The 26,083-nt window shown below is 72.0% G+C and carries 21 protein-coding genes; 13 read left to right on the forward strand and 8 right to left on the reverse strand.

What is annotated here, in order from left to right; all coding sequences use genetic code 11:
• Positions 1-1,371 carry a protein kinase domain-containing protein gene (locus tag ACZ5CW_RS08965; RefSeq protein WP_468599610.1) on the forward strand — a complete coding sequence of 457 codons (1,371 nt, stop codon included), beginning with the start codon at positions 1-3 and terminating at the stop codon, positions 1,369-1,371.
• On the opposite strand, the gene ACZ5CW_RS08970 is transcribed toward ACZ5CW_RS08965, so the two are convergent.
• A complete protein-coding gene (locus ACZ5CW_RS08970) occupies positions 1,324-2,082 on the reverse strand; it encodes a FadR/GntR family transcriptional regulator (protein ID WP_468599611.1) in 759 nt (252 codons plus the stop codon). The two genes, ACZ5CW_RS08965 and ACZ5CW_RS08970, sit on opposite strands and share 48 nt — an antisense overlap.
• Positions 2,083-2,247: 165 nt before the next feature.
• Here ACZ5CW_RS08970 and ACZ5CW_RS08975 point away from each other — a divergent pair, with 165 nt between their 5' ends.
• From ACZ5CW_RS08975 to ACZ5CW_RS09005, 7 genes are read left to right on the forward strand one after another with little or no spacing between them, the layout of a single operon-like run.
• Complete coding sequence (locus tag ACZ5CW_RS08975) at positions 2,248-3,321, forward strand: sugar ABC transporter substrate-binding protein (RefSeq protein ID WP_468599612.1); 1,074 nt, start codon at positions 2,248-2,250, stop codon at positions 3,319-3,321.
• Positions 3,318-4,868 (forward strand): sugar ABC transporter ATP-binding protein, encoded by a 1,551-nt coding sequence (locus ACZ5CW_RS08980; protein ID WP_468599613.1) that lies wholly within the window; start codon positions 3,318-3,320, stop codon positions 4,866-4,868. Before ACZ5CW_RS08975 ends, ACZ5CW_RS08980 begins: the two co-directional genes overlap by 4 nt.
• Positions 4,865-5,902: an ABC transporter permease gene (locus tag ACZ5CW_RS08985; RefSeq protein WP_468599614.1), complete on the forward strand. Its 1,038-nt coding sequence runs from the start codon at positions 4,865-4,867 to the stop codon at positions 5,900-5,902. The genes ACZ5CW_RS08980 and ACZ5CW_RS08985 overlap by 4 nt, the downstream gene beginning before the upstream one ends.
• Before the next feature lie 35 nt (positions 5,903-5,937).
• Positions 5,938-7,278: an L-fuconate dehydratase gene (locus ACZ5CW_RS08990; RefSeq protein WP_468599615.1), complete on the forward strand. Its 1,341-nt coding sequence runs from the start codon at positions 5,938-5,940 to the stop codon at positions 7,276-7,278.
• On the forward strand, positions 7,275-8,030 hold the full coding sequence (locus tag ACZ5CW_RS08995) for an SDR family NAD(P)-dependent oxidoreductase (RefSeq protein ID WP_468599616.1): 756 nt from the start codon (positions 7,275-7,277) through the stop codon (positions 8,028-8,030). The genes ACZ5CW_RS08990 and ACZ5CW_RS08995 overlap by 4 nt, the downstream gene beginning before the upstream one ends.
• A complete protein-coding gene (locus ACZ5CW_RS09000; protein ID WP_468599617.1) occupies positions 8,027-8,980 on the forward strand; it encodes an aldo/keto reductase in 954 nt (317 codons plus the stop codon). The genes ACZ5CW_RS08995 and ACZ5CW_RS09000 overlap by 4 nt, the downstream gene beginning before the upstream one ends.
• Positions 8,977-9,813: an amidohydrolase family protein gene (locus tag ACZ5CW_RS09005; RefSeq protein ID WP_468599618.1), complete on the forward strand. Its 837-nt coding sequence runs from the start codon at positions 8,977-8,979 to the stop codon at positions 9,811-9,813. The genes ACZ5CW_RS09000 and ACZ5CW_RS09005 overlap by 4 nt, the downstream gene beginning before the upstream one ends.
• Here ACZ5CW_RS09005 and ACZ5CW_RS09010 read toward each other — a convergent pair.
• A complete protein-coding gene (locus ACZ5CW_RS09010) occupies positions 9,801-11,222 on the reverse strand; it encodes a lipase maturation factor family protein (RefSeq protein ID WP_468599619.1) in 1,422 nt (473 codons plus the stop codon). The two genes, ACZ5CW_RS09005 and ACZ5CW_RS09010, sit on opposite strands and share 13 nt — an antisense overlap.
• A gap of 160 nt (positions 11,223-11,382) precedes the next feature.
• Here ACZ5CW_RS09010 and ACZ5CW_RS09015 point away from each other — a divergent pair, with 160 nt between their 5' ends.
• Together ACZ5CW_RS09015 and ACZ5CW_RS09020 are read left to right on the forward strand one after the other, a co-directional pair.
• The gene (locus ACZ5CW_RS09015) at positions 11,383-13,449 is read left to right on the forward strand and encodes a SpoIIE family protein phosphatase (protein WP_468599620.1); all 2,067 of its coding nucleotides are present in this window, start codon (positions 11,383-11,385) and stop codon (positions 13,447-13,449) included.
• A 95-nt stretch (positions 13,450-13,544) separates the two neighbouring features.
• On the forward strand, positions 13,545-14,408 hold the full coding sequence (locus ACZ5CW_RS09020) for an Fpg/Nei family DNA glycosylase (protein ID WP_468599621.1): 864 nt from the start codon (positions 13,545-13,547) through the stop codon (positions 14,406-14,408).
• Positions 14,409-14,412: 4 nt separating this feature from the next.
• On the opposite strand, the gene ACZ5CW_RS09025 is transcribed toward ACZ5CW_RS09020, so the two are convergent.
• The 3 genes from ACZ5CW_RS09025 to ACZ5CW_RS09035 all read right to left on the reverse strand — a co-directional run bounded on the left by ACZ5CW_RS09025 (position 14,413) and on the right by ACZ5CW_RS09035 (position 16,445).
• Positions 14,413-15,066, reverse strand: coding sequence for a zf-HC2 domain-containing protein (locus ACZ5CW_RS09025; protein WP_468599622.1), 654 nt, complete (start codon positions 15,064-15,066; stop codon positions 14,413-14,415).
• Between the two features lie 151 nt (positions 15,067-15,217).
• Positions 15,218-15,733, reverse strand: coding sequence for a hypothetical protein (locus ACZ5CW_RS09030; RefSeq protein WP_468599623.1), 516 nt, complete (start codon positions 15,731-15,733; stop codon positions 15,218-15,220).
• Between the two features lie 142 nt (positions 15,734-15,875).
• The gene (locus tag ACZ5CW_RS09035; RefSeq protein WP_468599624.1) at positions 15,876-16,445 is read right to left on the reverse strand and encodes a sigma-70 family RNA polymerase sigma factor; all 570 of its coding nucleotides are present in this window, start codon (positions 16,443-16,445) and stop codon (positions 15,876-15,878) included.
• Positions 16,446-16,661: 216 nt separating this feature from the next.
• On the opposite strand from ACZ5CW_RS09035, the gene ACZ5CW_RS09040 reads away from it, so the two are divergent.
• Positions 16,662-17,861, forward strand: coding sequence for a CapA family protein (locus ACZ5CW_RS09040; protein WP_468599625.1), 1,200 nt, complete (start codon positions 16,662-16,664; stop codon positions 17,859-17,861).
• On the opposite strand, the gene ACZ5CW_RS09045 is transcribed toward ACZ5CW_RS09040, so the two are convergent.
• Both ACZ5CW_RS09045 and ACZ5CW_RS09050 read right to left on the reverse strand, forming a co-directional pair.
• Positions 17,862-19,286 carry an amino acid permease gene (locus ACZ5CW_RS09045; RefSeq protein WP_468599626.1) on the reverse strand — a complete coding sequence of 475 codons (1,425 nt, stop codon included), beginning with the start codon at positions 19,284-19,286 and terminating at the stop codon, positions 17,862-17,864.
• A gap of 520 nt (positions 19,287-19,806) precedes the next feature.
• Positions 19,807-20,277: a universal stress protein gene (locus ACZ5CW_RS09050; protein WP_468599627.1), complete on the reverse strand. Its 471-nt coding sequence runs from the start codon at positions 20,275-20,277 to the stop codon at positions 19,807-19,809.
• A gap of 609 nt (positions 20,278-20,886) precedes the next feature.
• Between ACZ5CW_RS09050 and lysX the strand changes: the two genes are divergently transcribed.
• Positions 20,887-24,165, forward strand: coding sequence for a bifunctional lysylphosphatidylglycerol synthetase/lysine--tRNA ligase LysX (gene lysX / locus ACZ5CW_RS09055; RefSeq protein WP_468599628.1), 3,279 nt, complete (start codon positions 20,887-20,889; stop codon positions 24,163-24,165).
• A gap of 92 nt (positions 24,166-24,257) precedes the next feature.
• A complete protein-coding gene (locus ACZ5CW_RS09060; RefSeq protein ID WP_468599629.1) occupies positions 24,258-25,088 on the forward strand; it encodes a polysaccharide deacetylase family protein in 831 nt (276 codons plus the stop codon).
• A 30-nt stretch (positions 25,089-25,118) separates the two neighbouring features.
• Here the strand turns inward: ACZ5CW_RS09060 and ACZ5CW_RS09065 are convergent, their stop codons facing one another.
• Positions 25,119-25,790, reverse strand: a complete 672-nt coding sequence (locus tag ACZ5CW_RS09065) for a class F sortase (RefSeq protein ID WP_468599630.1) — start codon at positions 25,788-25,790, stop codon at positions 25,119-25,121.
• Between the last annotated feature and the right edge of the window lie 293 nt (positions 25,791-26,083).

The following is a 26,083-nucleotide window of genomic DNA, read 5'->3' on the forward strand; positions in this document are numbered from 1 at the left end:
ATGAGAGTGGTCGACAACCGCTACGAGCTGCGCAATCCGCTCGGCCAGGGCAGCATGGGGCAGGTGTGGCAGGCCTGGGACAGGCGTCTCAGGCGAGCCGTCGCCATCAAGATCATCAACCCTGAGCGGCTCGCCGGTGCCGGCAGCGGCCTGACGACCGACGACATCGTCGCCAGGTTCTGCCGGGAGGCCGAACTGGGCGCCCGCTTCACGCACCCCAACCTCCCCGTGCTCCTCGACGCCCGGCTGGAGGGCAGCCCGAAAGACCTCCACATGGTCTGGGAACTCGTCCTGGGGACGGATCTGGCCCAGGTGCTCGCCAAGGACGGCCGCCTCCCGGTCGGCACCGCCCTCGATGTCGCCCGGCAGACCGCACAAGTGCTGCACCACCTGCACTCCTATCCGGTGATCCACCGGGACGTGAAGCCGGCCAACATCATGATCACCGAGGCGGGCGGCATAAAGATCGTCGACCTCGGCGTGGCCGCGGTCTTCGGTACCGCCAATCCCCGGCTGACGCAGGCCGGTCAGCTCCTCGGCACGGTCGCCTACATGGCGCCGGAACAGTTCCACAGCGGAGCCGTCGTGCCGCAGACCGATCTCTACGCCCTGGGCTGTGTCCTGTACGAAACGCTCACCGGCCAGCCCCCCTTCACCGGCGAGGCGGTCACCGTCATGGACGGACACCGCACCGCGGTCCCCGTCGCCCCCGAGACGCTACGGCCCGACCTCCCCGGGGACGTCACCGCACTCGTGATGGACCTGCTGGCGAAGGAGATAGCAGGGCGCCCGCCGTCCGCCCGGATCGTGCTCGACCGGCTGGACAGGCTGCTCGCCGCCACCCGCCGACCGCCGCGGCCCGCAGCACGGACCAGCACCCCGTCCGGCGCCCCCGCCACGCCGGCGCTGTCCGTCACGATTCGCAGGAGCCAGGCGCTGGCGCTCTTCCACGACGGTAGCTTCGGTCAGGCACTGCCGCTGTACGCGGCCCTCGGCAAGGAGCTGGCGGCGGCCGGACCCGAGCACGCGGCCGACGCCGCCCGGTGCCGGGCCAAGGCCGCCCACTGCCACATGCGTCTGGGGAACCTGGAGCAGGCGCTGGACGAGTACACCGCCCTGTGCGACGAACTGCCGCAGGACGACCCACGCGATCCGCTGCTGCTGGAGGTGCGCGGCGAGATCGGACTGCTGCAGGAGACCGTGGGCCACCCGGATGCCCTGGAGACCCTGGCGAACCTCTACCCCGTGCTGGCCGAGCACCTCGGTCCCGAGGAGCCCAAGACCGCGGAGGTGCGCGCCGCGCTCAACCGGGCCGTCGCCCGTTCACGCGTGACCCCGGGCCGGGCCGAGGCCCGCACCGCCCAGGGATGACGACAGGTCCTGGCCACCCAGCTGAGCCCGCAGCCACTGCTCCACCTCGCTCACGTGGGCCGCTGCCGCGGAGCGTGCCGCCTCCGGGTCGCGGGCGGCGAGAGCGCGGTGGATGGCGGCGTGCTCACGGCGGGTGCGGGCGAAGGCGCCCTCCTCCTGGTAGCCGCGCCAGACGCGGGCACGGAAGGTGCGCGAGGACAGGCCCTCCAGGATCGCGGCCATCGTCTCGTTGCCCGCGGCGGCGGCGATCTCCCGATGGAAGGCGAGGTCGTGGGCGAGGATCTCCTCCGGGTCGTCGGCGGTGTTCATCGCCGACAAGTGCTTCTCCACGGCGGCCAGTTGCTCCTCCGTGATCCGTGCGGCGGCCAGCGCGGTCGCCGTGGACTCCAGGATCCGGCGCACCTCCAGCAGCTCCACCAGCCGCGGCCCACGGGACAGGTCGGCGACCACGCCGAAGGTCTCCAGCAGGTCGCCGGCCTCCAGCGCGGTGACGTAGATGCCGGAGCCGTGCCGGGCCTCCAGCACGCCCAGGACCGTCAAGGCGCGGATCGCCTCCCGCATCGAACTGCGCGAGATACCCAGCCGGGCCGCCAGATCCCGCTCGGTGGGCAGCCGCTGGCCCGGCTCCAGCCGGCCCCCGGCGATCATCGCCTTGATCTCCTCGATGGCGCGCTGGGTCACCGTGCCCTTCTGCGGGGCTGCCTCGTCCACGCCACTCCTCCGGTCACCAGGTTGCGTCGCAGTCTAGCCAGCGCAGTGGTCCGACCACTACGCCGAGGGAGTGCGATTTTCCGCTGCACGAGGGTGTTCCGGCGCTCAAGTGGTCTGATAAGTATCCAGGCATCTGCTCGAACACCCTCGACGAGGAGCCGCGAGATGCCCGCCAGAACAGCGAGGAAGCAGAACAGGTCACGGATCACCGGCGCGGCGGCCCTGGCCGTCGGCGCCTCCCTCCTGCTCGCCGCGTGCGGCAGCACGAAGGACACGGGCGCCGCCGGCGCGGCAGGCGGGGACGGCTCGGGCAAGGTCGGGGTGATCCTGCCGCTGCTGACCTCCCCGTTCTGGCAGTCGTACAACGACTACGTGCCGAAGATGGCCAGGTCCGAGGGCGTCGACGCGCTCAAGACCGTCAACTCCAACAGCGACCCCTCGCAGCAGATCACGGACATCAACAACGAGCTGAACCAGGGCGTGCGCGGTCTCGTCGTCGCCCCGCTGGACAGCGCCGCCATCCAGGCGGGGCTCGACCAGGCCGAGCGCAAGGGCATACCGGTCGTCGCCGTGGACGTCGCGCCCGACCAGGGCAAGGTCGCCATGGTGGTGCGCGCCGACAACGTCGCCTACGGCGAGAAGGCCTGCGACTACCTCGGGCGGCACGTCACCGGCGGCAAGGTCGTGCAGATCATGGGCGACCTCGCCTCGGTCAACGGCCGCGACCGCTCCGAGGCCTTCAGGTCCTGCGTGAAGAAGAAGTACCCGAAGCTCAAGGTGCTGGAGATCCCCGCCAAATGGGAGTCCGACACCGCCGCCGCCAAACTGGACACCCTCCTCAACGCCAACCCCGACATCAAGGGGATCTACCTGCAGGCCGGCGGCGTGTACCTGGCGCCGACCCTGCAGACCCTGAAGTCCAAGGGCATGCTGCGGACGGCCGGGCAGAAGGGCCACATCGCCATCGTCTCCAACGACGGCATCCCGCAGGAGTTCGACGCCATCCGCAAGGGGCAGATCGACGCCACCGTCTCCCAGCCGGCCGACGCCTACGCCAAGTACGGCATGTACTACATCAAGGCCGCGATGGCCGGGAAGACGTTCGAGCCCGGGCCGACCGACCACGACTCGACCATCGTGAAACTGCCGAGCGGCATCCTCGAGGACCAGCTGCCCGCCCCCCTGGTCACCAAGGACAACGTCGACGACCAGAAGCTCTGGGGCAACACGGTCCGATGAGCACTCCACTCGTCGAAGCCAGGGGCGTCGTCAAGCGTTACGGCCCCACGCTCGCCCTCGCCGACGGCCGGCTCACCGTGTTCCCCGGCGAGTCCCACGCCCTGGTCGGCCGCAACGGCGCGGGCAAGTCCACCCTGGTCAACATCCTCACGGGCCTCCAGGCCCCGGACGAGGGCACCGTCCGCTTCGACGGCGAGCCCGCACCCCCGCTCGCCGACCGGGACGCCTGGCGCCGCAGGGTCGCCTGCGTGTACCAGAAGCCCACCGTCGTACCGGAGCTGACGGTCGCCGAGAACCTGTTCCTCAACCGGCAGCCGATGAGCCGCGGGTTCATCAGCTGGCGCAGGCTGCGCGGCGAGGCCGCCGACCTGCTCGCCACCTGGGACGTGCACGTCGACCCCGAGACACGCACCTCCGACCTGAAGGTCGAGGACCGCCAGATGGTCGAGATCGCCCGCGCGTTGAGCCTCGGTGCCCGGTTCATCGTCCTGGACGAGCCCACCGCCCAGCTCGACAACCGGGAGATCGAGCGGCTGTTCACCCGCATGCGCGCCCTGCAGGAGTCCGGGGTCACCTTCCTGTTCATCTCGCACCACCTGCAGGAGGTGTACGAGGTCTGCCAGGCGGTCACCGTGCTGCGCGACGCCCGGTGGATCACCACCGCGCCCGTCGCCGACCTGCCGAGGGCGGCCCTGGTGGAGGCGATGGCCGGTGAGTCGATCACCGAACAGGCCGTACGGGTCGGCGCAGTGGACGCGGCCGCCCCCGTCCTGCTGGAGGCGCGCGGGCTCACCTCACCGGCGTACGAGGACGTCGACCTCACCGTCCGCCGTGGGGAGGTGGTCGGCCTCGCCGGCTCCAGCGGCAGCGGCAAGACCGAGCTGGCCGAGTCGTTCGCCGGACTGCACACCCCAACCCGCGGAACCGCGCAACTCGGCGGTGAGCAGCTGCGGTTCGGGGACGTGCGGGCCGCCCTGGCGGCCGGGATCGGCTGTGTCCCGCGCGACCGGCACGACCAGGGCCTCGTGGCCGGAATGAGCATCGGCGACAACACCACCCTGAGCGTGCTGGACCGGCTCGGCCGCTTCGGCTTCGTCGCCACCGAGCGCAGACGCGCCTTCGCCGGAGAGCTGATCGACCGCCTCGACATCCACGCCGAGGGCCCCGACCAGCCGGTGGCGGACCTGTCCGGCGGCAACGCGCAGAAGGTCGTCATGGCCCGCGCACTCGCCTCCGATCCCCGTCTCCTCGTCCTGATCAACCCGACCGCGGGCGTCGACGTGAAGTCCAAGGAGTCACTCCTCGCCCGCATGGACAGCGCCCGCGACGACGGCACGGCCGTCCTCGTCGTCTCCGACGAACTCGACGACCTGCGCCGCTGCGACCGCGTCCTGGTCCTCTTCCACGGCCGTGTCGTCGCCGAGCATCCGGCCGGCTGGCACGACCACGAGCTGATCGCCTCCATCGAAGGAGTTGACCATGGCTACAGCCTCTCTCCGGGGGGCGACCCCCCAAACCCCCGGCCGACCCGCAGGGCGGCGGGGTGACTGAGACGAAGGCCGCGGCGACGGCGACCGCCGAGCCCGCGCGGGACGTGCGGGGCCTGCGCGGCTCCAGGACGCTCCTGCTCCGCCGGGCCCGCGAACTCGCGCTGGTTCCCGCGCTGTTACTGCTCATGGTGCTGGGCGCGGTGGTCAACGACTCGTTCCTGACCGAGCGCAACCTGATCTCCATCCTCGGCGCCTCCGCCGCGCTGGCCTTGGTCGTGCTCGCCGAATCCCTCGTGCTGATCACCGGCAAGTTCGATCTCTCCCTGGAGTCGGTCGTCGGTGTCGCACCCGCCATCGGCGCCCTGCTGGTGCTGCCCGCGCACCAGTCCGGCTGGGGCACCGGCTTCCCGGCCGCGCTCGCCCTCCTCGCGATCCCCGTCGTCGGCGCCGCCATCGGCGCCTTCAACGGCGTCCTGGTGGTCAAGTTCCGGCTCAACGCGTTCATCGTCACGCTCGCGATGCTCATCGTGCTGCGCGGCCTGCTGGTCGGCGCGACCAAGGGCAAGACGCTGTTCGGCATGCCCGACGCCTTCTACTCCCTGGCCACCACCACCTTCCTGCACGTCCCGATGTCCGTGTGGCTCGCCGCGGCCGCCTTCGCGGTCACCGGACTCGTGCTCAGGTACCACCGCACCGGCCGCGCCCTGTACGCGATCGGCGGCAACGCGGACGCGGCCCGGGCGGCCGGTATCCGCGTGGACCGCGTCATGCTCGGCGTGTACGTCGTCGCGGGCATGCTCGCCTCGGTCGGCGGCCTCCTGCAGACCGGGTACGTCGGCGCGATCAGCGCCAACCAGGGCCAGAACATGATCTTCACCGTGTTCGCGGCCGCGGTGATCGGCGGCATCAGCCTGGACGGCGGCAGGGGCACCATGTTCGGCGCCCTGACCGGTGTCCTCCTGCTCGGCGTCGTCCAGAACCTGCTCACCCTCGCGCAGGTGCCGTCGTTCTGGATCCAGGCCATCTACGGCGGGATCATCCTCGTCGCCCTCATGATCGCCCGCGTGACGACCGGCCGTGCCCAGGACTGATGGACCGTCAACCACCGCCGACCGAAAGGACTTCAGTGCCCGAGGCCCCCGCCCGCGTCACCGCGGTCGACACCCACGACATCCGTTTCCCCACCTCGCGCGAGCTGGACGGCTCCGACGCGATGAATCCCGACCCCGACTACTCGGCGGCCTACGTCGTGCTCCGCACCGACGCCGCCGACGGGCACGAGGGACACGGATTCACCTTCACCATCGGGCGGGGCAACGACGTCCAGGTCGCCGCGATCGACGCCCTGCGGCACCATGTGCTCGGCCGCGACGTCGACGGACTGTGCGCCGACCCCGGCTCGCTCTTGCGGGACCTGATCGGCGACAGCCAACTGCGCTGGCTCGGCCCCGAGAAGGGCGTGATGCACATGGCCGTCGGGGCCGTCGTCAACGCCGTGTGGGACCTCGCCGCCCGGCGGGCCGGCAAACCGCTGTGGCAGCTGCTCGCCGACGCCGAACCGGAGTGGCTGGTCCGGCAGATCGACTTCCGGTACATCACCGACGCGCTCACCCCCGAGGAGGCCCTCCGCCTGCTGAGACGGGGCACGGAAGGAGCCGCGGAACGCCGGGCCCGGCTGCTGGAGCGCGGCTACCCCGCCTACACCACCTCCCCGGGCTGGCTCGGCTACGACGACGACAAACTGGGCCGGCTCGCCGCCCAGGCCGTCGCCGACGGTTTCCGGCAGATCAAGCTCAAGGTCGGCGCCGACCTCGACGACGACATCCGCCGCTGCCGGGTGGCCCGCGCGGTCATCGGACCGGACGTGCGCCTGGCCGTCGACGCCAACCAGCGCTGGAACGTGGACGAGGCGATCCGCTGGACCAGAGCCCTGGCCGAGTTCGGCCCGTACTGGATCGAGGAACCCACCAGCCCCGACGACGTCCTCGGCCACGCCGCGATCCGCCGCGCCGTGCGCCCGGTCAAGGTCGCCACCGGCGAACACGCGCACAACCGGATCGTGTTCAAGCAACTGCTCCAGGCCGGCGCCCTGGACATCGTCCAGATCGACGCCGCCCGTGTCGCCGGGGTCAACGAGAACCTCGCCATCCTCCTGCTCGCCGCCAAGTTCGGCGTCCCGGTCTGCCCGCACGCGGGCGGGGTCGGCCTGTGCGAACTCGTCCAGCACCTGTCCATGTTCGACTACCTGGCGGTCTCGGGCACCACCGAGGACCGGGTCATCGAGTACGTCGACCACCTGCACGAGCACTTCCTCACACCGGTCGTCCTCCGCGACGCCCACTACACGGCACCCACCGCGCCCGGCTTCTCCGCGGCCCTGCGCCCGGAGTCCGTCGCGCGGTACACCTTCCCCGGCGGCACCTTCTGGGCCGCCGACCCCGAGACAGCGAAGGGACAGGCCGCATGAACGACTTCGCGGGCCTCAAGGCCCTGGTCACCGGCGGTGCGTCCGGCATCGGCCGGGCCACCGCCGACCTCCTGGCCGCGCGCGGCGCCCGGGTCGCCGTCCTCGACCTGGACCCGTCGCCGGTGCGGGAGCCGCTCCTGGCGTTCCCCGCCGACGTCACCGACGACCGCTCGGTGCGCGCCGCCGTCGAGGAGGCCACCGAAGCCCTCGGCGGTCTGGACATCCTCGTCAACAACGCCGGGATCGGCGCCCAGGGCACGGTCGAGGACAACGACGACAGCGAGTGGCGGCACGTCTTCGACGTCAACGTCCTCGGCATGGTCCGCACGGCCCGCGCGGTCCTGCCGTCCCTGCGCCGCTCCCGCCACGCGGCGATCGTCAACACCTGCTCCATCGCCGCCACCGCGGGACTCCCGCAGCGCGCCCTGTACAGCGCCACCAAGGGCGCCGTGTACTCGCTCACCCTCGCCATGGCCGCCGACCACGTCCGCGAGGGCATCCGCGTCAACTGCGTCAACCCCGGTACGGCGGACACCCCGTGGATCGGCCGTCTGCTGGACGCGGCCCCGGACCCGGCCGCCGAGCGTGCCGCGCTGGAGGCCCGCCAGCCCACTGGACGGCTGGTGTCGGCCGCCGAAGTCGCGGGAGCCATCGCCTACCTGGCGGGCCCCCTGTCCGGCGCCACCACCGGCACCGCCCTCGCCGTCGACGGCGGCATGCAGGGCCTCAGGCTGCGGCCAGTGGGCCGGTGAGGGCGCTCGGCCGCGGCGGCGTCGAAGTCACCCCGCTCGGGTTCGGCGCCGCGGGCATCGGCAACCTCTACACCCCGCTGGACGACGAGCAGGCGTACGACACCGTGCGGGCCGCCTGGCAGCGGGGCATCCGTTACTTCGACACCGCACCGCACTACGGGCTCGGCCTGTCCGAACGCCGGCTCGGTACGGCCCTGCGCGCGTACGAGCGCTCCCGGTACACCGTCTCCACCAAGGTCGGCCGCCGCCTGGACCCCGCCGACGGCACCGGCGACGACCTCGGGAACGGCTTCGCCGTGCCCGCCGCCCACCGGCGCGTGTGGGACTTCAGCGCCGACGGCGTCCGCCGCACCCTGGAAGCCAGCCTGGCACGGCTCGGCCTGGACCACGTCGACATCGTCTACCTCCACGACCCGGACGACCACGCCGAACAGGCCTTCCGCGAGGGCTATCCGGCCCTGGAGAAACTGCGCGCCGAGGGCGTCGTGGGGGCGATCGGCGCGGGCATGAACCAGACCGGGATGCTCACCCGGTTCGTCCGCGACACCGACGTCGACGTGGTGCTCTGCGCGGGCCGCTACACCCTGCTCGACCAGAGCGCCGGCACCGCACTGCTGCCCGCGGCCGCCGAGCGGGGCGTGTCGGTCGTCCTCGCCGGCGTCTTCAACTCGGGCCTGCTGGCCGACCCGACACCATGGGCGACCTACGACTACGCCCCCGCACCACGGGAGTTGCTGGACCGTGCCCTGCGGCTGAAGGAGGCGGCCGAGCGGCACGGCACCACCCTGCGTGCCGCCGCGCTGGCCTTCGCGTCCGCGCACCCGGCCGTCACCGCCGTCCTGACCGGGCCCCGCTCGGCGGCCGAGGTCCACGACGGCGCCGACCAGTTCGCGGCATCCGTACCGGAGGCGTTCTGGCGGGAACTGCGCGACACCGGCCTGCTGCCATGACCGTGGACGCCCACCACCACGTCTGGGACCTGTCCGTCCGCGACCAGGACTGGATCGAGGGTCCCCTTCTGCCGCTGCGAAGGAACTTCACGCTCGCCGACCTCGAACCCGAGGCCCGTGCCGCCGGCGTCGACCGTACCGTCCTCGTCCAGACGGTCACCGTCGCCGAGGAGACACCGGAGTTCCTCGCGCTCGCCGCCGAGCACGATCTCGTCGCCGGGGTCGTGGGCTGGACCGACCTCACCCGCCCCGACATCGCCGACGAACTGGCCCGCCTGCGCGCACTTCCCGGCGGCAGCCACCTGAGGGGCATCCGCCACCAGGTACAGGGCGAGCCCGACCCGGAATGGCTGCTGCGGGCGGACGTCCGGCGAGGACTGACCGCCGTCGCCGAGGCCGGCCTCGTCTACGACCTGGTGGTCCAGAGCCACCAGCTCCCGGCCTGCGTCCAGGCGGCCGCCGCCCTGCCCTCTCTCGTCTTCGTCCTGGACCACCTGGGCAAGCCGCCCATCGCCTCGGGTGAACGTGAGCCCTGGGCCTCCTCCCTGCGGGCCCTGGCCGCCCTGCCCAACACGGTCGCCAAACTCTCCGGCCTGGTCACCGAGGCCGACCCGGCGACGTGGCGGACCGGCGACCTGCGCCCGTACGCCGAGACCGCGCTGGAGGCCTTCGGCGCCGACCGTCTGATGTTCGGCTCCGACTGGCCGGTGTGCACCATCGCGGCCACCTATGCGGACGTGCTCGGCACGGCGAAGGAGCTGACCGCTCGACTCGGCGCGGCGGAACGCACGGCCGTGTTCGAGGGCACCGCACGGCGCGTCTACGACCTCTGAGCCACCCCGGCCAGCCGGGTCGGCGGCAGATACTCCCGCACATACGTCCGCTCCCAGCAGGCGCCCGTCTCCCGCAGCTCCCGCCAGGTGGTGTAGCGGTAGCGGAAGAGACGGGCCCGGACGTGGCGGGGCGGGGTGTCCGGCGGGAAGGGGGAACGGCGCAGGAGCCTCAGGGTGTCGCGGTCGTTCTCCAGCAGCCGCTCCACCAGCCCGCCGAACCACTCCCCGGCATAGGCGGGCGACAGCGCGGCGAACCACATCAGCCAGTCCAGGCGCAGGTGGTACGGCGCGAACTGGCGGGGCCAGTGCCGAAGCGCGCCGGGTTTGCCCTTGAACTCGTACTCCCGCCAGTCCGAGTCCTCTCTGGGTGTGTCGTCCAGCGTGCCCTCGACCACCACCTCGTAGCGCACCCGGCTGACGCTGCCGAAGGCGCCGTAGGTGTTCACCAGGTGCAGCGGGTCGAAGGAGCGGTTCATGACCTGGCGGCGGGAGATCATGTTCAGCACCGGGCGGTAGCTCAGGAAGAGCAGCAGCGCGGCGACCGCCGACACCACGATCTCGTACCACAGGGGCGCCGACGGCACGGACGGCGCGGTCGTCGGGAGCCGGAGCGCGGACAGCGCCAGCACGACGGTGATCCAGTTCAGCCACGAGAAGTTGCCGGAGAGCACCAGCCACAGCTGGGTGACGATCATCAGGGCGGCCGCGGCCGAGGCGATCGGCTGCGGCGTGAACAGCAGCACCGGTACCACCAGTTGGGTGACGTGGTTGGCGGCCACCTCCACCCGGTGCAGCGGCTTCGGCAGATGGTGGAAGAACCAGCTCAGCGGACCCGGCATGGGCTGTGTCTCGTGGTGGTAGTACAGGCAGGTCAGCTTCCGCCAGCAGGCGTCGCCCCGCATCTTGATCAGCCCGGCGCCGAACTCGACCCGGAACATCACCCAGCGCAGCAGGAACAGCACGACGACGGGCGGCGCCACCTCGTCGTTGCCGAGGAACGCCGCGAGGAACCCGGTCTCCAGCAGCAGCGACTCCCAGCCGAACGCGTACCAGGTCTGGCCCACGTTGACGATCGACAGATACAGCGCCCAGGGCACCAGCCACAGCAGGATCCCCGCCCACAGCGGCAGCGCGGAGTCCGCCCCGGCGAGCAGGGCCGCCGACACCGCACAGCCCGTCCAGGCACAGACCGCGAAGAACCGGTCCGAGTAGTGCGCGTGGAACAGGCTCGGGGCCCGTCTGAAGGGCACCCGTGCCACGAAGCGCGGCACCGGCAGCATGCCGCGCTCCCCGAGCAGGGCCCGGAACTGCAGGGCCGCCGTCAGGAACGCGAAGAGGTACACGGCGGCCAGAGCCCGCTGGAGAACCAGCCGGCTCAACCAGTAGTCGGGTGCGGTGAACCAGTCCACGGCGGTGCGTGCCCTTCTTCGCGGCCGGATGCTCCCCCGAGTTGCCCGTCGGACAAGGGCGATGCAGACGATAGTGGGGAATCACCGACCGTGATGCGGCGGGCACGGTACGGAAGGCCACCAAGTCGAATAATCGGGCAAATCCTGGCAAGGTGGCTCCATGGCTGATCGGGGAGCGAGTGCCCTGTCACTCCCGGAGGACTGGCCCGCCCATCCGGACCCGATTCTCGCGCTCAACCGCATGGGCAGCTTCGACTGGGACCTGGACGGCGGTCTCTTCCACATGGACGCCCAGGCCTACGAGGTGTTCGACCTGCTTCCCGAGGAGTACGACGGCCGCCCGGAGTCCCTCGCCGTCCGGGTGCCGCCGCCGGAGGCGGCCCGGCTCGACGCGGTGGTCGCCCAAGCCATCAAGGACGGCAGCGAGAACTACGGTGCCTACTTCCGCATCCGCCGCCGCGACGGCACCCCGCGCTGGACGCACACCCAGGGCTACATCCGGCGCGACGCGTCGGGCCGCCCGCGCCGGGTCGTCGGCATCGTCCGGGACGCCACCCAGGAACTCGCCGACAGCGCGGCCCGCAGCCTCCGGGCCGCCCAGGACGAGGCCCTGCGCCAGCAGACCAACATCGTCCAGGTCATCTCCGCCGCCCTCGCGCACGCCCGCAGCGTGCAGGACGTCATCGACGTCCTCAAGGACGCCCACGGCATCCGCCACCTCGGCGCGGCCAGCCTGGTCATGGGCCTGGTGGAGGCGGGCCGCATCCGGCTCGTCGCCGAGGGCCCCGCCGGCAGCTTCGTCCCCGGCACCCGGATCACCCGGACGGACGAGCCGTACCCGATGAGCGAGGTCGTCCGCACGCTCGTCCCGCGGTTCATCGAGTCCCCGGAGGAGTTCGCCGAGGGCTACCCGATCCTCTGGCCGCACCTGGCCGATCTGCACATCACCTCGGCCGCCTATCTGCCGCTGATCGCCCAGGCCCGCCCGATCGGCGCCATGGGCCTGCTCTACGACGACCGGCGCGGCTTCTCCACCGAGGAGCGCGCCGTGCTGGTCGCGCTCGGCAGCAGCATCGCGCAGAGCCTCATGCGGGCCATGCTCTACGAGCAGGACAAGGACCTCGCCCAGGGCCTCCAGCAGGCCATGCTGCCCCGCACGATCCCCAGCGTCCGAGGCGCCGACGTCGCCGTCCGCTACCGTTCGGCGGCCCTGGGCCGGGACATCGGCGGCGACTGGTACGACCTGATCCCGCTGCCCGGCGGCCGGGTCGGAGCCGTCATCGGCGACGTCCAGGGCCACGACACCCATGCGGCCGCCGTGATGGGCCAGCTGCGGATCGTGCTGCGGGCCTACGCGGCCGAGGGGCACACCCCGGCCACCGTGATGGCCCGCGCCTCGGTCTTCCTGCACGAACTCGACACCGACCGCTTCGCCACCTGCCTGTACGCGGAGGCCGACCTGGCCACCGGCGTCGTCCAGGCGGTCCGTGCCGGCCACATCGACCCGCTGCTCCGGCACGCCGACGGCACCTGCCGCCGGGTGCCCGTCGAGGGCGGACTCCCGCTCGGCCTGTCCGCCGAGTTCGGCCGCCTGGAGTACCCCGTCTCCACCCTCGAACTCGACCCCGGCCACACCCTGCTGCTGTGCACCGACGGACTCGTCGAGCAGCCCGGAGCCGATCTCGACGACGGGATGCGCGGCCTGACGACACTCATCGCCAAGGCCCCGGACGACGTGCGCGCCCTCGCCGACCGGCTGATCCGGATGGCCGAGGAGCGGGGCGGCGACGACGACGTGGCCCTGCTCCTGCTGCGCCGCCGGGTGCCGCAGGCCCGGCGGCCCGGCGGCCGCCTCCAGCAGCATGTGGCGCCCGGCGACCCCGAAGCCCTCGTCCAGGCCCGGCACATGATCCGTGCCGCCGTCCGCGCCTGGGGCGCCGCCGAGCGCACCGACGAGATCGAGCTGGTCGCCGACGAGCTGATCACCAACGCACTGATCCACACCGAGGGCTCGGCGATCGTCACCCTGCGCGCCCTCGACAGCAGCGGCCGCACGCTCCGCATCGAGGTCGAGGATTCCTCCAGCGCCCTGCCGCGCCGCCGCGAGGCGGGGGAGGAGGGCGTCTCGGGCCGCGGGCTGCTCCTCGTGGACCGGCTCGCCGATGTCTGGGGCGTCGAGGCACGCGGCGGCGGCAAGGCGGTGTGGTGCGAGTTCCGCATGCCCTAGGGGGTTTCGTTCGGACCCGGGCCGATCCGGGCGGAGCCCCCTGGCGGCAGGAATCCCGGCAGGGCGTTGTCGGTGCCCGGTGGCACCCTGTACCTATGCCGGAACTGCCCGAGGTAGAAGCGCTGACGGACTTCCTCACCGAGCACCTGGTCGGCCGCCGGGTGGTGCGGGTCATGCCGGTCGCCATCAGCGTCCTGAAGACGTACGACCCTCCGGTCACCGCGTTCGAGGGCGGCGAGGTGACGGCCGTGCACCGGCACGGCAAGTTCCTGGACCTCGAGGCGGACAGCGGCCTGCACCTGGTGACCCACCTGGCCCGCGCCGGCTGGCTGCAGTGGAAGGACCGGCTGCCGGACGGCCCGCCCAAGCCGGGCAAGGGCCCGCTCGCGCTGCGCGTGGCGCTGGAGACGGGCGAGGGTTTCGACCTCACCGAGGCCGGCACCCAGAAGCGGCTCGCGGTGTACGTCGTCCGGGACCCGCAGGAGGTCCCGGGCATCGCCCGGCTCGGCCCGGACCCGCTCGCCGGTGATTTCGACGAGGACCGCTTCGCCGCCCTCCTGAAGGACGAGAGGCGCCGGCTCAAGGGCGCGCTGCGGGACCAGTCCCTGATCGCGGGTGTCGGCAACGCCTACAGCGACGAGATCCTGCACGCCGCGAAGATGTCCCCGTTCAAGATCGCCGGTTCCCTCACCCCGGAGGAGACCCATCATCTCTACGAGGCGCTGCGCGGCACGCTCACCGAGGCGGTCGAACGCTCCCGCGGAGTGGCCGCCGGGCGGCTGAAGGCCGAGAAGAAGAGCGGCCTGCGCGTCCACGGCCGCACCGGCGAGCCCTGCCCGGTGTGCGGCGACACCGTCCGCGAGGTCTCCTTCAGCGACTCCTCGCTCCAGTACTGCCCCACCTGCCAGACGGGCGGCAAGCCCCTGGCGGACCGCCGGCTGTCCCGGCTGCTGAAGTGAGGTCCTACGGCGCCTCGAGGGTCACCAGGCTCTGTCCTTCCGCCGTGCGGACCTCGTAGCGGGCGATCTGGTCCGGATGCATCTCGGCGGCGCCGAGCGCCGTGGTGGGCCTGGTGCTCCGTCCGGGGTTGGTCCAGCCGGCGACGACCTGTTCCGTGCCGTCATTCCCGATCGCGACGAGCCGGCAGGCGCGCGGGCCCGAGCCGTCCTTGATCTCCAGCCGGAGGTCGCTGCCCCAGTCCTCGTCCTCGGAGGTGACCCGCGCCCACACCCCGGTGTGCGGATCGGTCGCCGCGGTGACGTGCGCGGTGGGCTCCGGATGGCCGGCGAAGGCCACGATCCCGGGTCCGGCCACGGCCAGCACCACCGAGGCGGCCAGGCCGTACAGCAGCCGGCGGCGCCGGGCCCGCCGGCGGTGGGAGATGTCGCCGAGCAGCCGGTCCAGCAACCGGGGACCGGGCTGTGCCATGGGGTGCACGAAGCGCGGCGTGGCCCGGCGGTACAGCATCAACTGCCGGGCCGCGGGCCCGAATTCGGTCACGTGTGCCGCGCACTGCGGGCACTCCATGAGGTGGTCCTCGAAGCGGAAGGCCTCCGCCTCGTCCAGCACGCCGAGCGCGTACGCGCCGACGTCGCGATGCCTTTCCAGGGACCTCATGCCGAATCCTCGTGCCGAAGGGTGGGGGAAGGGTTACTCCTTGCTCCCACCCGTACGCAGCCGACAGCCGAATCACTCAAGCCACGCGCAGAATCCCGGACAAGAGATTCGGAGCGGCCGGGCCCACGGATTGGTGTGAATTTCGGATTGGTCAGAAGAGATGGATCGCGAGGTGCCCGAGGGGCAGCCCGAGCCGCCAGGCCGGCGTCCACACCTTCGGCCCGTCGTCCTCGCCGAACACCGCGCCGCCGCCCGGGACGGCGTCCAGGTCGGGCGCGAGCAGCTCGGTCTCCTCCAGCCAGCGCCAGGCGTCCGCCGCGAGCGCCAGGTCGGCCGAGGGGGTGCCCGCCTCGGCGTCCTGGGCGGTCAGCTCGGCCAGGCGCTCGTGCACCCAGTCCCGCCAGGGCTGGTCGTAGGCGGTCAGCGACAGCCAGTTCTCCAGCTGTGAGATCACCCGGATGCCCGAGAGTTCACCGTCGGTGTCGGACAGGAAGACGGTCAGCGCCAGCGCGTCCCGGCCGGCCCGGAACTCGAAGGACGTCGGTGGCATCAGATCGCCGGTGCGCAGCAGCTCGTCGGCGATGTACTCGGCGTACAACCAGGCCATGGGGACGATCAGTTCACCGCCGCCGGTGTCGTCGGTGCTCTCGTGACCTCTGTGCAGCATCCCTTCCTGCCCTTCCTCCGGTACGTGCGCGTCGCCCGACCCCCCGGACCCTGCCCCGCCCGGAACGCGGTTGAGGACAGCCCATTGCCCGAAGGGGGCCCACAGCAAGGCGCTTTACCGAGGTTTGACCTGGCTTCCGGTTTCACCGCAGGTCGGCTGCGTAGCCCGGAAGGACCCGGCGCAGGGCGCGCAGCGCGTAGAACGCGCGAGACTTCACCGTACCCGGTGGGATCCCCAGGGTTTTCGCCGCTTCCGCCACACTGGCCCCGCGGAAGTACACGAGTACCAGTACGTCACGGTGCTCTGGAGTGAGTGTCTTCACAGCCTCCCGGACATCCAGCACCGCGGCGGACCGCTCGGCGTGGTCGGCGGTCACCCGGGCGTTCTCCGGAACCGCGTCACCGACCTCGGGCGGCCGGGCCTGCCGGGCCCGCCGGGCGTCGATCGCGAGCCGCCGGGCGACGGTCAGCAGCCAGGGCCGCACGGAGTCGAAGTCGTCGGCGTGCAGGGCCTCGGGATGCTGCCAGGCGCGCACCAAGGTCTCCTGCACGAGGTCCTCGGCGCGCTGCCGGTCCCCGTCGCAGAGCCTGAACAGCAGGGCGAACAGGGGCCCGCCGTGCTCGCGCTGGAGTGCGGCCAGCTCGTGCTCGGCGGTCGTCGTCCCGAGGGGCGGTGTCGTCGTCCCGTGGATCAGTGAGGTTCCGGCCGTCATGGCCGTATCGCAGCGCAGGGCGCGACCGGGGCACAGGGGGCGGGCACGGCTGTGCGACGGACGGTCGATCGCGTCGGCGAACGGTCGGACGAACGGTCCGGCACGGCACCGGACGGGCTAACGAGACCGTACGGGTTGTTTACGGGAGAGGTCAGATTCGTACCCATATGCCCGTCACGGCTTTGTCTGTAGATACGAAGACCTTGGGGTGAGCTGATGTTCCGTCGCAGGCAGCAGATGACCCTGGCCCTGGCCCTGACCGCCCTCCTCGCGGCGGCGGCCGCCTGCCAGAACCAGGACCGGCAGGACGATGGGGCTCCCGCGCCCGCTGCCCCCTCCGCAGCCGCCTCCGCCACCGCCGCCTCCGCAGCCGCCGCCTCCGCCGTCCGCGGCTTCACCCTCGTCGCCTCCGGCGACATCCTGCCGCACACCTCCGTCATCGACCGGGCGGACTTCGACGCGAACGGCAGCGGCTTCGACTTCCGGCCCATGCTCGACGGGGTCAAACCGGTCGTCTCCCGAGCCGACCTGGCCCTGTGTCACGTGGAGACCGTCTACGGCGCCGACGGCGACTACTCCGGCCGCCCCGCACTCAAGGCCCCGCCACAGATCGCCCTGGGCCTCGCCACGACCGGCTACGACGGCTGCTCCACCGCCTCCGAGCACGCTCTGGACGACGGCACGCGGGGCGTCCTGCGCACCCTCGACGCCATGGACCGGGCGGGACTCCGGCACGCCGGGACCGCCCGCAGCGAGGCCGAGGCCCGCTCGGTCACGCTCCTGCGGGCCGGCCCGGCCAAGGTCGCGCACCTGTCGTACACGTACGGCACCGACGGCCACCCGAAGCCCTCCGGACAGCCCTGGGCCGTCAACCTGATCGACCCGGACCGGATGATCGCCGACGCCCGCGCCGCCCGGCAGGCCGGTGCCGACGTGGTCGTGGTCTCCGTCCACTGGGGCACCGCGTGGCAGGACGAACCCGACCGGTACCAGACCGGCCTCGCCCAGCGGCTCACCGCCTCGGCGACGAACGGCCGCCCGGACATCGACCTGATCCTCGGCACCCACGCCCACGTCCCGCAGGCGTACGAGAAGGTCAACGGCACCTGGGTGATCTACGGCATGGGTGACCAGATCGCCGGCGAGATGTACAACGACAAGGGCGCCCAGGACCGGCGCGCCAACGAGTCCACGCTGGGCCGCTTCACCTTCGTCCCGCCCGCCCGGCCCGGCGGCCGCTGGCAGGTCGCCAAGGCCGAGTTCGTCCCGCAGCTGTACGACCTCGACGCCGGCCGCGTCGTCGACCTCAACCGGGCGATCGCCCAGGGTGCCGAGCTGGAGAACGTGCGCGACCGGATCAGGGACGTGGTCCTCAGCCGTGGCGCCGCCGGGGACGGCCTGGTCATGGGGGAGTGATCACTCGGTGGGGGCCCGTGTCGCGAGCGCCGAACGCCGGTAGGAGTAGCCGAAGTAGATCACGCAGCCGACCAGGAACCACACCGCGAACCGCACCCAGGTCTGCCACTGCAGGAACGTGATCAGCCAGAGCGAGAAGAGCACACCCAGCGCCGGCACGAACGGCATCCACGGCGTACGGAAGGTGCGCGGCAGCTCGGGCTGCCGGTAGCGCAGCACGATCACCGCCGCGCACACCACCACGAACGCCAGCAGGATGCCGATGTTGGTGAGTTCGGCCGCCTCCCCGATCGGGACGAACCCGGCGATGGCGGCCGACGCCGCCCCGACGATCCAGGTGACCCGGGTCGGCACGTGCCGCGTCGGATGCGTCTTGGCGAACCACCTGGGCAGCAGCCCGTCACGGGACATCGAGAACCACACCCGGGTCACGCCCAGCATGAACGTGAACATCACCGTGAGGATGCCGATGATCGCACCCACCGCGATCACGTCCGCGAGCCCGGTCAGACCGACCGACTTGAACGCCGACGAGAATCCGCTCTCCGGATCGATGTCCTTGTAGTTCTGCATGCCCGTCAGCACCAGGCAGGCCGCCACGTACAGCACCATCGAGATCGCCAGCGAGTAGATGATCGCCTTCGGCATGTGCCGCTGCGCGTCCTTCGACTCCTCCGCGGCCGTCGACATCGCGTCGTAGCCGAACACCGCGAAGAACACCGTCGCCGCACCGGTGAACGCCCCGCTGATGCCGAACGGGAAGAACGGGTGGTAGTTCGCCGTGTTGATGTGGAACACGCCCACCCCGATCACCAGCAGCACCACCAGCACCTTCAGCGTCACCACGAACGTCTCGAAGCGGGCCGCGCTGCGGATGCCCAGGTTCAGCAGCCAGGCGATCAGCAGACACAGCACGGCCGCGAACAGGTCGACCCGGTGGCCCTGCCCGGTGCCGGGCGCGCCCAGCATCCAGGCGGGCAGGTTCGCGCCCATCTCCTCGACCAGGAAGCTGAAGTAGCCGGAGATGCCGATGGCCACCACGGCCACGATCGCCGTGTACTCCAGCAGCAGGTCCCAGCCGATGAACCAGCCCGTGAACTCGCCGAGCACCGCGTAGCCGTAGGTGTACGCCGACCCCGCCTTCGGGATCAGCCCCGCGAACTCGGCGTACGACAGCGCGGCGCACGCGCTCGCGAGACCGGCGATGAGGAACGACACCAGCACCGCGGGCCCCGCCGTTCCGTTGGCCACCGTGCCGGCCAGCGTGAAGATGCCCGCGCCGATGATGCCGCCCACGCCGATCGCGGTGAGTTGCAACAGGCCCAGCGACTTGTCCAGGCGGGGGCCCTCGCCGACCTCCGTCTCCTCGATGTGTTCGATGGGTTTGCGACGGAGAATCCCCTCACCCATACGGAGCTTGGCCACGAGCCTCACCTCTTCGCCGATGGCAAACGGCTGTCGGCGGATCATGATGTCTCAGGCCCGCCCCGGACGGAAGACGCCACGCACGGCCCCGGCCGGTGTCCATGCGCGGGTGCGGGTCGCGGGCGGCGAGCCCCGGATGCGCGTCGGCCGCGTCCCGCACCCGCGCATGGGGATGCACCGGCGCCGGGTCGGCGGGCGGACGCGCCGCGGGTCGTGCCCTGCCCGCCCCTTACCGGAGGGGCTGCTCGGTTCCCCGCCGGCCCGCCCGCTCGCCGCCGGGTCCTGCCCACGGCCGGCGCGCTGCGCGTGATCCGGCCGCCCGGCCCCGCCCTCGTCCGCCCCGGCGCCCCGATCCCCTGCGCGGGCGCGTTCCACCCCGTCCTCGGCGCCGAGCGCCTCGACCCGACCCCGGCCGGGTGGCCCGTACCCTCGCCGCCCGGTCGGTCACCGGCACGGCCGCCACCGCCGCCCTGACCGCCCTGCGGCGCTCACCGGGCCGGAGTGCCGCTCCTGTGGCGCCCTACGGAACGACCGTCACCGGCCAGCGCCCCGCCTTCACCAGCCGCACCGCCACCGAGCCGATGATCCGGTGCCCGGCCTGCTCCGAGGCGCCCACCACCACCGCGTCCGCCTTGAGTTCGTCGGCCGCCTTCACCAGGCCGTTGTAGGGGTCGCCGCGGAAGGTGTGGAACTCCCAGCGCACGTCGAATATCCCCTTGACCCGCTCGGCCGCCTCGCGGATCTGCGCGATCAGGTCCTCGGCGATCTCGTCGGTCGTCTCCGCCACCGGCGCCCCGAGTGCCGCCCCGGCCGCGAGAACCGGCTGCACATACACCACGGCCAGCAGCGCGTGCTGCCGCCGGGCCAGACCGCCCGCGTAGGCGGCGGCACGCAGCGAGGAGTCGGAACCGTCGACCCCGACCAGGATGACCTTCGGCCCGTCCGTCCCCCGCTCGAACCGGTGCGCGTGCTGTTCGTGCTGTTCCGTCACGGCCGTGAGGTTATCGGAACCAGCCCCTCCGGCCACGACGCAGGGCCACGCGACGGGCCCGCGCCCGACCCACCGCGCCGTCTCGGCCGAGCGGGTGTCCGGCCCACAGCGCCCTTTCGGCAGAGCCCGCATCCAGCGCCCGGCGCCGTTTCGGGAGAGCCGGCGTCCGGCCCACGGTGTTGTTACGACTGGGCGGGCATCCGGCCCGGGGCGTCGTTTCGATCGGTCCGGCGTCCGGCCCAGGGCGTCGTTTCGACCGGTCCGGCGCCCGGCCGACAGCACTGACTGGATCGGTCCGGTGTCCGGCGTCGGCGTGTTTTCGGTCGGGCTGGTGTGCGGTTTTGGCGTTGCCTCGACCGGTCCGGCGTCGGCCTCACGGCTCCGCCACGACCTGTCCGGCGCCCGGCTGTGGCATCGTCTCGCATAGTCCCGCGCCTGGCGTCCTGCATCGTCGCGAACGGTCCCTCGCCCGGCTCCGGCATCCGGCATCGTCCCGACCGGGCCCGCGCCCGGTATCCGGCGTCCGGTGTCGTCTCGGCCGCAGTCGCGCCCGGCATTCGGCGCTGTCTCGACGGGCGAGGCGTCCGGCCGCTTCCTACAGTCGGAACCATGACTGCCACCGCGGAGCCCGCCGCGCGGAGGGACGCCACGGCACCCTCACGCCCACCCGCGGGCGGACGCCTCGGCTGGGTGCCGGAGGCCTTCGCGACCCTCTTCGCCGCGCTCGGCCTGCTGTGCGCCCTGCTCGCGTTCATCGCCCCGCTGCGCGTCCTGCTCCGCCCGGTCGTCCGCACCCTCGACCTGCTCCTCGTCCCCATCAGCGCCAACCTCGCCTACGCGGTCTTCCTCTTCCTGCTGGCCGGCGCCACAGCGGCCCGCAAGAAGATCGCCTGGTGGCTGGTGGTCGTCTACCTGGGCCTGCTGGTCCTCACCGACGCCCTCGGCGTGGCCCTGGGCCTGTACGCGCAGTCACTGCCGTCCCTGGTGCTGTGCGCGCTGCTGCTGCTCCTTCTGGTCGTGGCCCGCGGGGAGTTCTACGCCGCCTCCCGACGCGGAGCCGTACGGCGGGCCCTGGGGGTGCTGCTGGCCGGTCTCGCCGTCGCGATCCTGCTGGGCTGGGGCCTGGTCTCGCTGTTCCCCGGCACACTGCCGCAGAGCCAGCACCTGGCCTGGGCGGCCGACCGGGTGTGCGGCGGCCTCGTCTCGGGCAGCTCCTTCGACGGCCGGCCACCACGCCAGGTCACCTTCGTGCTCGGCCTGCTCGGCGCGCTCGCCCTGCTGAACGCCGCCGCCACGCTGTTCCGCTCACAGCGGCTGGAGGCAGCCCTGCACGACGACGAGGAGGCCCGCATCCGCGCCCTCCTCGCGGCCTACGGCGAACGGGACTCCCTCGGCTACTTCGCCACCCGCCGCGACAAGGCCGTCGTCTTCTCGCCCAGCGGCAAGGCCGCCGTCACCTACCGGGTCGAGGCCGGGGTGTGCCTGGCCAGCGGCGACCCCGTCGGCGACCCGGAGGCCTGGCCGCACGCCATCGGGGCCTGGCTGGACATGGCCCGCCGGCACGCCTGGGTGCCCGCCGTGATGGGCGCCTCCGAGGACGGTGCCCGCGCCTACACCCGCGCCGGCCTCGGCGCCCTCCAGCTCGGTGACGAGGCGATCGTGCAGGTGGCCTCCTTCGACCTGAACGGCCGGGACATGCGGGTCACCCGGCAGGCCGCGCACCGGGTCCGCCGCACCGGCGCCACCTGCCGCATCCGCCGCCACGCCACCCTCACCGAACGCGAGACGGAGGAGATCGTCGACAAGGCCGACGCCTGGCGCGACACCGAGACCGAACGCGGCTTCTCCATGGCCCTGGACCGGCTCGGCGACCCCGCCGACGGCGACTGTCTGCTCGTGGAGGCCCTCGGCGAGGACGGCCGGCTCCTCGCCCTGCTCTCCTTCGTGCCCTGGGGCCGCGACGGCGTCTCCCTGGACCTGATGCGCCGTGACCGCACCGCCCCCAACGGGGTGATGGAGTTCATGGTCGCCGAACTGTGCGCCGTGGCCCCCAAACTGGGCGTGCACAGGATCTCCCTGAACTTCGCCGCCTTCCGGTCCGTCTTCGAGGAGGGCGCCCGCATCGGCGCCGGGCCCGTCCTGCGGCTCTGGCGCCGCCTGCTGCTCTTCTTCTCCCGCTGGTGGCAACTGGAGGCCCTCTACCGCTCCAACGCCAAGTACCGCCCCGAGTGGTATCCGCGCTTCATCTGTTACGGCGACACCGCCTCCCTCGCCCGCATCGGCCTCGCCTCCGGCATCGCCGAAGGCTTCGTGTCCGTACCCTCCTTGCGCAAACTCTGGGGAAAGGGGCACCCGAGATCCGGGCAGCGGCCCGCCACGACCGAAGGGCTGCCGTCCCTGACGGCGCTCGGCCTCGACGGAGGGGACCAGGCCGGGCCCGCCGCCCCGGACGCGGGCCTGCCCGATCAGGTCCGCGTCCGGCACCGCAGGCTCGACCGGCTGCGCGAAGGCGGCAGCGACCCCTACCCCGTCGGCGTCCCCGCCCCCACCCACGCCCTCGCCGACGTACCGCCCGACGAGGACGTGACCGTCGCCGGACGCCTCATGCTGGTCCGCGACTTCGGCGGCATCGTCTTCGCCGTCCTGCGCGACTGGTCCGGCGACCACCAGATCGCCCTCACCCGCGACGGATCCGGCACCGCCCTCGACCGCTTCACCGCCGACACCGACACCGGCGACCACATCACCGCCACCGGCCACACGGGACTGAGCGACCGGGGCGAACCCACCGTCTTCGTCACCTCGTGGCAGCTCACCGGCAAATGCCTGCGCCCGCTGCCCGACAAGCGGCGCGGCCTCACCGACCCCGAGGCCAAGGTCCGCCGCCGCTACCTCGACCTCGCGACCAGCCCCGGCGCCCGCTCCGTGCTCCGCGCCCGCTCCGCCGCCGTACAGGCGCTGCGCCAGGGCCTGCTGGACCGGGGCTACATCGAGGTCGAGACCCCGATGCTCCAGCAGATCCACGGCGGCGCCAACGCCCGCCCCTTCACCACCCACATCAACGCCTACGACCTCGACCTGTACCTGCGCATCGCCCCCGAGCTGTACCTGAAGCGGCTGTGCGTCGGCGGCCTGGAGAAGGTCTTCGAGCTGGGCCGCACCTTCCGCAACGAGGGGGTCTCCTACAAGCACAACCCCGAGTTCACGATGCTGGAGGCCTACCAGGCCCACGCCGACTACGACGTCATGCTCGACCTCGTCCGCGAGCTGATCCAGGGCGCGGCGACCGCCGCCTTCGGCTCCCCGGTGGCCCGCAAGGACGGCAAGGAGCACGACATCTCCGGGACGTGGCCGGTCAAGACCGTGTACGGGGCGATCTCCGAGGCACTGGGGGAGGAGATCGGGCCCGGCAGCGAACTGCTGCGGCTGCACCGGCTGTGCGACCGCGCCGGAGTGCCCTACACCGCCGACGACGGGCCCGGCGACGTCGTGCTGGAGATGTACGAGCGGCTCGTCGAGGAACGGACCCAGCTGCCCACCTTCTACAAGGACTTCCCGACCGACGTCTCCCCGCTCACCCGGCAGCACCGCAGCGACCCGCGGCTCGCCGAACGCTGGGACCTCGTCGCCTTCGGCACCGAACTCGGCACCGCCTACTCGGAGCTGACCGACCCCGTCGAACAGCGCCGGCGCCTCACCGAGCAGTCGCTGCGGGCGGCCGGCGGCGATCCGGAGGCCATGGAGCTGGACGAGGACTTTCTGGAGGCACTCGAGTACGCGATGCCGCCGACCGGCGGACTCGGCATCGGCGTCGACCGGCTGGTCATGTTCCTCACCGGCCTGACGATCCGCGAGACGCTGCCGTTCCCCCTCGTACGCCGCCGCTGAAACCGTCGTCCACTGGGCCGTCCGGGTGCATTCACGCCGCCGCAGCGGTGTCGTTGTGGTGCGCCGGAGTCCGGTGGGGCGACTGATGAGTCATGCAGAAGGATCAGTTGTTCACGCGACGCCGGATGCTCCTCGCCGGCGCCGCCGCCGTGGGGGCCGCGGGCACCGCCGGAGTCGTCCTGGCGGGCGGCGCGGAGACCGCGGGGACCGCCGCCCCCGTCCCCGGTCCGCAGGCCCAACGGGCGCTCAGACCCTCCGCCTTCCGGCTCCAGCCGCTCACCGGATACGGACCGCCGCGCGCCGCGCCCCGCAAGCTCGAGGTGCGCGATGAACCCATCCTGCGGGTCTCCGGACGCGGCCGGCGCATGGTGCTGACCTTCGACGACGGCCCGAACCCGGAGTACACCCCGCACATCCTGGACACCCTCGCCAAGCACGACGTCCGCGCCATGTTCTTCGTGTGCGGCGAGATGGTCGTCGACAACAAGGAACTGCTGACCCGGATGGCCGACGACGGCCACGTCGTCGGCAATCACACCTGGACCCACCCGCTGCTGACGACCCTCGACCGCAGGGAGATCCGCTCCGAGATGGAGCGCACCACCGATGTCATCGAGGACGCCTACGGCGAGCGCCCCCAGTGGTTCCGCGCACCCTACGGCGCCTGGAACCGGGCCACCTTCCAACTGGGCGCCGAGATGGGCATGGAGCCCATGGCCTGGACCGTCGACACCACCGACTGGGAGGAGCCGGGCACGAGCACCATCGTGGACCGCGTGGAGGGCGGCGCCGCCCCCGGCGCCGTGGTGCTCTCCCACGACGCCGGAGGCGACCGTTCGCAGACCGTCCGGGCGATCCGTGAATGGCTGCCCTATCTGATCGACTCCGGATATCACCTCACCGTGCCGCGCCGCCGAGTCTGACCGGGCTCTCGCCCGCCCGGTCGCGTGGCATCAGGCGACCGCGACCAGGCGGGCGAAGGCGACGACATTGCCGTCGTAGCCGTTCTGTTTCGAGAATCCTCCGCCGCAGGTGATGACCCGGAGTTCCGGGGTCCCTTTCGAGCCGTACACCCGGTCGCCGGGGAAATTGCTCTTCTCGAAGACCTCGACTCCATAGATCTCGAAGACCGCGGTCTTTCCGTCCTTGCGCAGGATCTCGACCCGGTTTCCCTTCTGCAGGGCGCCGAGACCGTAGAACACGGCGGGGCCCTGTTTGTTGTCGACGTGGCCGACGACGACGGCGGTGCCCTTCTCGCCGGGGGAGACCGCGCCGGTGAACCAGCCCGCCAGGTGGGGGTCGTCCGGCGGTGGCGCGCCGACCAGCCCGTTCGCGTCCAGCCCGACCGGCACGACCGGCGCGTCGACCTGGATCGCGGGGATCCGGACCCGGTCGACGGCGGAGAACGGCAGCACGGTCGGCCCGGCGGTGAAGGTCTCCGGGGTGGTGCGGCTGTCGGGTGCCGCCGCCGAGGCGGGCTGCGGCGGGCCGACGTCGAACTCCCCCGAACCGTTCCGGATGAGCGCCAGGCCGGTCAGCAGAACAAGCGCTATCACGCCCCAGGGCGCACGCTTCTTCCGCCGTTCCTCCTCTTCCGCAAGCTCGGACAGCTCGGACGCCACCATTCTCTTCCCCTCTCGACGCGGCCGTCGCCTCGTCCGTCGCATGGGAAAACGCTAAGTCCCGCGCGCGCGAAGGGCGACGGGGTGATGGGCGAACGGGTGGCGGGACGCTTTCCCGGTGCGCCATCCGAGTTGCAGCCACGAGGAATTTTCTGACGGTGTGTGACCTGCGACAATATCCGATTGTGTGGTTTTCGTTCGGCGTGTCGCCTCACCAGGACGGACCATTCTCGACATGCGGGCGTGTTCCGCGCGTCTGAGGGTCTTTCCGGGAGGTGTTTTCTCGCCGATCGACC

It is taken from the genome of Streptomyces sp. NPDC031379 (assembly GCF_055569615.1).

Coding starts and splice junctions, on each gene's coding strand:
- ACZ5CW_RS08965 (WP_468599610.1), top strand. CDS start 1: ATGAGAGTGGTCGACAACCGCTACGAGCTGCGCAATCCGCTCGGCCAG.
- ACZ5CW_RS08975 (WP_468599612.1), top strand. CDS start 2,248: ATGCCCGCCAGAACAGCGAGGAAGCAGAACAGGTCACGGATCACCGGC.
- ACZ5CW_RS08980 (WP_468599613.1), top strand. CDS start 3,318: ATGAGCACTCCACTCGTCGAAGCCAGGGGCGTCGTCAAGCGTTACGGC.
- ACZ5CW_RS08995 (WP_468599616.1), top strand. CDS start 7,275: ATGAACGACTTCGCGGGCCTCAAGGCCCTGGTCACCGGCGGTGCGTCC.
- ACZ5CW_RS09005 (WP_468599618.1), top strand. CDS start 8,977: ATGACCGTGGACGCCCACCACCACGTCTGGGACCTGTCCGTCCGCGAC.
- ACZ5CW_RS09015 (WP_468599620.1), top strand. CDS start 11,383: ATGGCTGATCGGGGAGCGAGTGCCCTGTCACTCCCGGAGGACTGGCCC.
- ACZ5CW_RS09020 (WP_468599621.1), top strand. CDS start 13,545: ATGCCGGAACTGCCCGAGGTAGAAGCGCTGACGGACTTCCTCACCGAG.
- ACZ5CW_RS09025 (WP_468599622.1), bottom strand. CDS start 15,066: ATGAGGTCCCTGGAAAGGCATCGCGACGTCGGCGCGTACGCGCTCGGC.
- ACZ5CW_RS09030 (WP_468599623.1), bottom strand. CDS start 15,733: ATGCTGCACAGAGGTCACGAGAGCACCGACGACACCGGCGGCGGTGAA.
- ACZ5CW_RS09035 (WP_468599624.1), bottom strand. CDS start 16,445: ATGACGGCCGGAACCTCACTGATCCACGGGACGACGACACCGCCCCTC.
- ACZ5CW_RS09040 (WP_468599625.1), top strand. CDS start 16,662: ATGTTCCGTCGCAGGCAGCAGATGACCCTGGCCCTGGCCCTGACCGCC.
- lysX (WP_468599628.1), top strand. CDS start 20,887: ATGACTGCCACCGCGGAGCCCGCCGCGCGGAGGGACGCCACGGCACCC.
- ACZ5CW_RS09060 (WP_468599629.1), top strand. CDS start 24,258: ATGCAGAAGGATCAGTTGTTCACGCGACGCCGGATGCTCCTCGCCGGC.
- ACZ5CW_RS09065 (WP_468599630.1), bottom strand. CDS start 25,790: ATGGTGGCGTCCGAGCTGTCCGAGCTTGCGGAAGAGGAGGAACGGCGG.